The 6,318-nt window shown below is 59.3% G+C and carries 2 protein-coding genes; one reads left to right on the top strand and one right to left on the bottom strand.

Annotated features, from left to right (window positions below; all coding sequences use genetic code 11):
- Positions 1-273, bottom strand: a 273-nt coding sequence (locus ASF90_RS21415) for a hypothetical protein (protein WP_082473412.1), incomplete at its 3' end; no start/stop codon positions are given.
- A gap of 786 nt (positions 274-1,059) precedes the next feature.
- On the opposite strand from ASF90_RS21415, the gene ASF90_RS04710 reads away from it, so the two are divergent.
- Positions 1,060-6,153, top strand: a complete 5,094-nt coding sequence (locus tag ASF90_RS04710) for a hypothetical protein (RefSeq protein ID WP_055846618.1) — start codon at positions 1,060-1,062, stop codon at positions 6,151-6,153.
- The last annotated feature ends 165 nt before the right edge of the window (positions 6,154-6,318 follow it).

The following is a 6,318-nucleotide window of genomic DNA, read 5'->3' as shown; positions in this document are numbered from 1 at the left end:
ATGGGGTACGTGCTGGTCGCCGCCGTGATTGTGGGCGCCGGGGTAATGGGTATAGCTGACGGTGCATTGGCGCGGGCGGCGGGCGCGGCGGGGTGCGCCCAGCGTGCCAGGGCCTTGCGGGGAGGCGTCCGGGTCGGGCGGCAGCATCGGTGGCAGCTTGGTGCGGTCGGGCTCAACGTAGATCCACTGCACTCGCTTGGTCGTCGCGGGGCGTGCACGCTTGCTGCTGGGCTGTGAGGTGGCAGATGCCGTGGGTGGGCGGCGACGTGTCATGACGCCTCCGCGTGATGGCGGGTGATGGTTGCAGCGACGTACTGCTGCAATGGCACAGCCATGCGTGCGAACCGGCGGCGCAAGATGTGCGGCAACACACCGAGCTGGCGACTCAGCGAATGTGCGGGATCGTTGATCGCTCGCTCAACAGCTGCGCGTGCTGCGAGCCGACGCAGCACTTGGGCTACATCCTGCCGCAAGCGGTGAGCAAAGGCTGGAAACAGATCAACCAGCAAAGATGCCGGCATGCATGGTGCGGTAGACATGGCAACGCCCTCCTGGAACAACCCAAGAACCGCCGCCAACGGCGACGGGATGTCGGGAGGTTCGAAACCGCACGTAGCCGGCGGGCATATTCCCCTTGCGGGTGTTGTATTAGCCGCCCTCCCGACGCAGGCATTGCGTCGGCTTGTACCTGCAGGATGCAGGCACAAAAAACCCACCGGTTTGACGGAGGTGGGTACCGCTACGTGAGGAGTTTCGACGCTCCTTGGGCTTAGATTGCAAGTACACGGTCTGGCGTGTCAATACACGCTGGCGGGTCTCGCGCGGCTGTGTGTGCCGCTGGCGAAGTTCCATAAGGGCCACGCAAGCCGAACGCCGTCGCCTGATAAGTGCACCTGACCCCATCACGGACAGAACCGTTGTTTTCCAGCCAGGCTGGACCGGTGTCGCAATGCTCCTCGCTGCGCAGTTTGCATAGCTCTGCTGCAGGTCCCACGAACCGTCCCGCTACGCTTTATGATCGTCTCCAGCATGCGCCGCGCAACGGAGAGAGACTTTGCAATGAGTAAGAAGAAGGAAGTCACCCCGCGCGACCCGCTGCACGGCACCCAAGTGATGAGCACTGTCGCTACTGGCGGCGGTGGCGGCGTTTTTCAGGCCCGTGTGGGCGCCCTGTACCTAGCTAACATGCTTACGGGCTTGCCTACAGCCTTTTGCTTGCACGGTGCCTGGGTTGAAGAACTGCGCTTTGAAGCTCGCTATAAAGGCGCTCACACCGACGATGTCTACTGTCGGCTCCGTGATCCCAAGGAAAGTTGGCTACAACTCGTCCAGTGCAAGCGAGGCCTCAATGCCACTGCTGGTAACACAGATTTTATCGACGGACTGCAGGGTGCCTGGCGCGACTTCCTCGGTATCGAGAAGAGCCCTTTTGACCGCGGCTGTGACGTGCTGGTTCTTGCGACCATCGCCCCGGCGACGGCCGCTAACCAGGCAGCAAAGCGTCTTTGCGAACTTTCCCGTGCATCAGTAGATCTCGCTGACTACTTGCAGAAGGTGAACTCCAAGCTCTTCGACAAGAAGCACAAGGAAACCTGGGAAGCGTTCAAGACGGTCTCGAAGGAAACGTTGACCGACAAGTACACTGAGGAGCTTGTCTTCCAGCTGCTCCAGCGTCTTCGTGTTGACATTCATGACTTGGGCACCGAATCCTCACAGGAGCTCAGCCTCGTCCAAGCACTGTTGACCTCAGGGCAACCAAGCGACTCAGGAGAGCTGGTATGGGATGGCCTTGTCTCCTATGTGCAAGAGCAAGGCATTTCAGTAGGGACTGTCACTCGGACAACGTGGTCTCAGACGGCCAAAGAAGGATTGCAAGCGGCAATGAGCCGCCTGACTTCCTCGCGCGCACTGAGCAATATTGCTGAGCGTTTGACTCAGCGAGCCTTACTTCAACTCTCCCTCATCTCGACAAACCTGCCCAATGGCGCACACATCCCTAGAGGCGAGTGCTTAGGCCGTGTGTTGTCAGCACTCGATGACCGCCAACTCGTCATCATTACTGGCGGGCCGGGCGCAGGAAAGTCGGCGGTCGTCTCTGAGCTCGCTTCTTTGCGTCGTGAGTCCGGTCCATTGTTCTTCTTCAGGGCTGATGAGCTGGATGCGCCGACTTTGGCAGCAGTCCAGTCCCTGAACGGGCTTCAAGACCCGGTGCTAGGCATCGATACACTGCTGCACACAGGGGCACCCACTGTCATCATCGACTCGCTGGAGAAGGCTCTGGAGTCACAGAACCCAGGCGCGCTCGAAGAGCTGCTCGCACTCGTTCGCAAGAACAAGTCTTCGAGGCTCTGCATCACGACGCGCTCCTATGCTCTCAACGGCCTGTACACAAACTTCCTCTATAGCTTTTCCAGCCAAGTCATAGACGTTCCTCTGCTCACGGACGCGGAGATTGCCACCGCGGTAGTCGCAAGCCCGCTTGAAGAGGTTGTCGCCAAAGACTCAGCTGTAAAAGAGGTTCTGCGCACTCCCTACTACCTGCAGCTTGCTTTCAAGTACGCCGCCGCAGGAACTGCACTACCAAGTGCTTCGGGCAACGACCTTAGGAGGGCGCTTTGGACAGAGCGAATTGCGCCCCGCAGAGGCCTTTCGGCCGCCATGCGCACAAGCCGTTTAGCGACCTTCGACCAAGTCTGCTACCTGCGCACCGAGCGATTTGCGCAGTTCGTCGAGCCCCCCCCGGACGTTGAAGCTGTCACGTCGCTCCTGCAAGACGCTGTGCTCGCGAAGGACGAGGCCGACCGAGTAGCCCCGGCACATGACGTCTTGGAGGATTGGTCGCTGTTCTTTCGAGTAGAACGTGAGGTGCGCTCCGCGGAGCGGGACTGGTTAGCGTTATTCACAAAGCTCGGCTCACATGCGGGCATGCGACGAGCTCTGCGCTCATGGACGGCTCAGAGATCGGCTGAAGGCGATGATGATGCCTACGCGCTCTTGGAGGCAGCTCTCCGGCCTGAATCGACGATTGCGCAGCTTTGGCGCGATGAGATAGCCATCGGGCTTCTGCGCTCTGAGCGAGTTGAGGAGCTGGTCGCAAAGCTTGGAAACAATGGCACTTTCAGCAGCGCGGCTCTGCTTCAGCGCCTGTGTCACCTACTGAGGGTTGCTTGCAAGGGTCCGACCTCCATCGACTACTCGCACTTGGCGGCCGACTCCGCGAACAAAGAACTTCTTTCCCGAATCGGGATGGCTGCACCGGTAGGCAAGGCTTGGGACGTGATGATTGGGCTGGTCGCAACGGCATTCCCATCTCTGCCGCCGGAAGCCCACTCATGGGTTGTCCAACTCGCCGAGGATGCGGTCGCGCACGATGACGCTTGGCACAAGCCCAGCCCACGTGTGACCGACGTCTTCACCATGGCGGAGCGCTATTGCTGGCGAGACAACGACACTTGGTACAGAGAGAAGTCTCTCGGCCGGCGATTCTACGAGCTCCTGTGTCGTTGCTCTGGAGCTGACCCCGCCAAGTTCAAGGTGTTCATCGACGCACTTATTAAACGGATCTCCGCGGATCGAGAAGATCGCGACGTCTACGCCGAAGAGCGCTTGGAATTTGTTACCAACATCAAGCACTGTAGGGAGCCGATTTACTTCAATGCGGATTTAGTTCGCACTGCGTTCTGGGCGCTCTACACCGAACCTGAGCCTCGAGCCGAACGTCACTTCGGCATGGTCGGCTGGGAGGCAGCAATGGGCCTCAGTCAGAGGGCAAGCCATGCATTCTTCCCTCCCTCCGTGCTGCAAGGACCTTTCCGGTGGCTTTTGCTCTACTCCTTTGCCAAGAGCATTCGCTTTGTCGTGCAGCTCTGCAATCACGCAGCCGTGTCATTTGCCAAATCGCATCCGGAGGAAGTCACCGTTCTTCCGCCGGAGCAAAGTCCGAACGGACGGGCCCACATCCACGACTGGCGACTTTGGGCCGCCTATCGCGGCCACTCCGTTTCCAGCTACGTGTTGAACTGCGCACTTATGGCGCTGGAGGAAAGGCTGTTGGTCGAGGCGAAGGTGCAGCCGGAGATCATCTCGGAGGTCCTTGAGTTCGTCTTGGAGAGCGGCGAGTCGAGCTTCACTACAGGGTTGGTGGCAGGCGTACTGATGGCGTATCCGAGCCTCGTCACTGGGAAGCTGCTGCCGCTCTTCAGCTGCCCGCAGTTCTTCGTCGACGACATCGCGCGTTACGTGGGAGAGTCGACTGCTTTAGCCATCCATGGCGGCCACGACGGCCTGGGCGACGAGAGGCAAAAGGAGCGCATCGCCAGCAACCGGCTACAGCACAGGAAGCAGCACTTGGAGATGCTCGTGCTTCAGTTGCAGATTATCCGCCCCGACCTCCGGGAGGGCATCTTTGCGATCCTCGATAAGCACATCGAAGATCTCAAGCATGCTGAAGACGTGCCTGACGGTTGGCGCATGGGGCTTAAGCGCATGGACGCTCGAGGCATGAAGTTCGGTGAGCCAATTGGTGATGAGAAGCTCATACCTCTGGAAATCGTGAACCTCGAGCCCGAGCTTAAGCAAGTGAGTGACCAAGCGGAGTCAAGAAGTCAACTCATGAACCGTTTGGCGGCTGTCCGGCTTTGGGCGGTAGCTGTGACGCAGCCAATGCTCACCTTGTCCCCGGGGGCCGCAGACCGCTTCTCCTCCTCGTCTGAGGTGTATGAAGAGTTCCAGCACCTTCTTGAAGAGGTTAAGGGGCAGGAAGAGCCCTTGCTGTTTGGGATGGATGACGACCTCCCTTGCGCGCTGATTCAGCGTTGGCCGACCGACAACTCGGAAGCGCTCCAATGGGCCAAGGACTATCTCCTCGATGTCACCTCGAAGCGTCTGGACAACGACGCTTGTGTCCGTCGTAGCACCGCGACAGGCGAGTTGAGAGCCAAGACGCTCGTCTTGCTTGCAAGCGTGGTCCCAAGCCATCCAAAACTTCCTGAGTGCCTCGCCAACATCATTACAGAGCCCGTCTGGAAGGTTCGCCGAGCAGGAGCTCTTGCCATCTCAGAAATTCTGCGGCCGACGCAGCCTTTGCTCGCCGACATCCTGACAACGGCGCTGGCGCACTACGCCGAAGCGCTCGACACCACAATCGGCGCTGCACGAAGACGCAGGCATGACTTCTACGAAGACGCACGGGACGCAACCAGCAAGCGGTTGGTGGCAGCCCTCACAGGCGGGAAGCTAGCACCTAGGCCTAGTCCTAGAAGCCTCGCCGCTGTCAAAGAATGGACGATAGCGCTCGATGCCGCCCGCAGCGAGATGTCAGAGACTTGGAGAGTCCAGGCGCTTACAGTGCTTGCCCGTCTGATGGCCGATCAGGAAGGCAAATCAAGGATTGACCGGTACGACCCAAACTATGTTGATTTCGAAGCGCGCTGGGAGGTGGGAGACCTCTTGGCGTCTGAAATGCTAGCTCAGAGGACTGACAAGACTCACATCTTTGAAACCCTTGACTACTGCATCGAGCACGGCCCAGAGCTTAGTGAAAGGGTGCTGGAGTCAACCCTTAGCGCGTGCATGAAGCAAGAGTACGCTAACGCGGATGCCTTCTGGCAGGTATGGGACCGGGCCGCAGCGAAGATCCTTCCAGACGAGTCGTTGCGCGCGCGCTCGCGGCGCGTGTACAGCAAGAACGAGAAGCCGCTCGCCGTGCTGCTGTTTCAGTCCATTCCATGGACCAAGACCTTCCATGACTTGCCGCTGCTGCGAAACCACCCTCGCTTCGTCGCCAACTGCCTTGTCGCAGCAGGTGACAGCTGGCACGCGCTCGAACATCTTCTTGCGCTAATGGCAGGTGTCGGAAGGTCAACAGCAGTGCCCTCCGCCTTAGGACAACTGAGGGACGCGATATCGAAGGCTCCTTCTGACTTATTCAACGAAGGAAGCATCCTCTGGCACACTGAGACGGTCTGCCAAGTAGCGGTGCACGAGCACCGTCAGGCGCTCCTACGAGACGTGTCCCTCAGGCAGGCTACTCTGGAGATGCTGGACAGGCTCGTAGAGGCCGGTTCGTCCTTGGCTTTTCAGTTGCGGGACTATCTAGCGACATCGTCACCGGTTATACCTTCAACGCCTCCAGGCTCGAACTCAGCTGCTTAGCTTGTCAAACTTCGGTTAGCGGCGGATTCGCAGCGCCCAGATGTTCTTGAGCTTGTGAATAACGGTTCCAGGTTGAATAACGGTTCCGAATAACGGCTCCAGATGCACTTCTTTACCATCGCGCCCATACCGCCACGCGGCAGCATGGGCGCGACACGCTGGCGC

The organism is Xanthomonas sp. Leaf148 (assembly GCF_001423585.1).
Taxonomy (GTDB): domain Bacteria; phylum Pseudomonadota; class Gammaproteobacteria; order Xanthomonadales; family Xanthomonadaceae; genus Xanthomonas.
The sequence above is the reverse complement of the archived record's forward strand: the minus strand, read 5'-3'. Positions and strand labels throughout refer to the sequence as shown.

Bases quoted from the DNA above. Each gene is read 5' to 3' on its own strand.
- ASF90_RS04710 (WP_055846618.1), top strand. From the start codon at position 1,060: ATGAGTAAGAAGAAGGAAGTCACCCCGCGCGACCCGCTGCACGGCACC.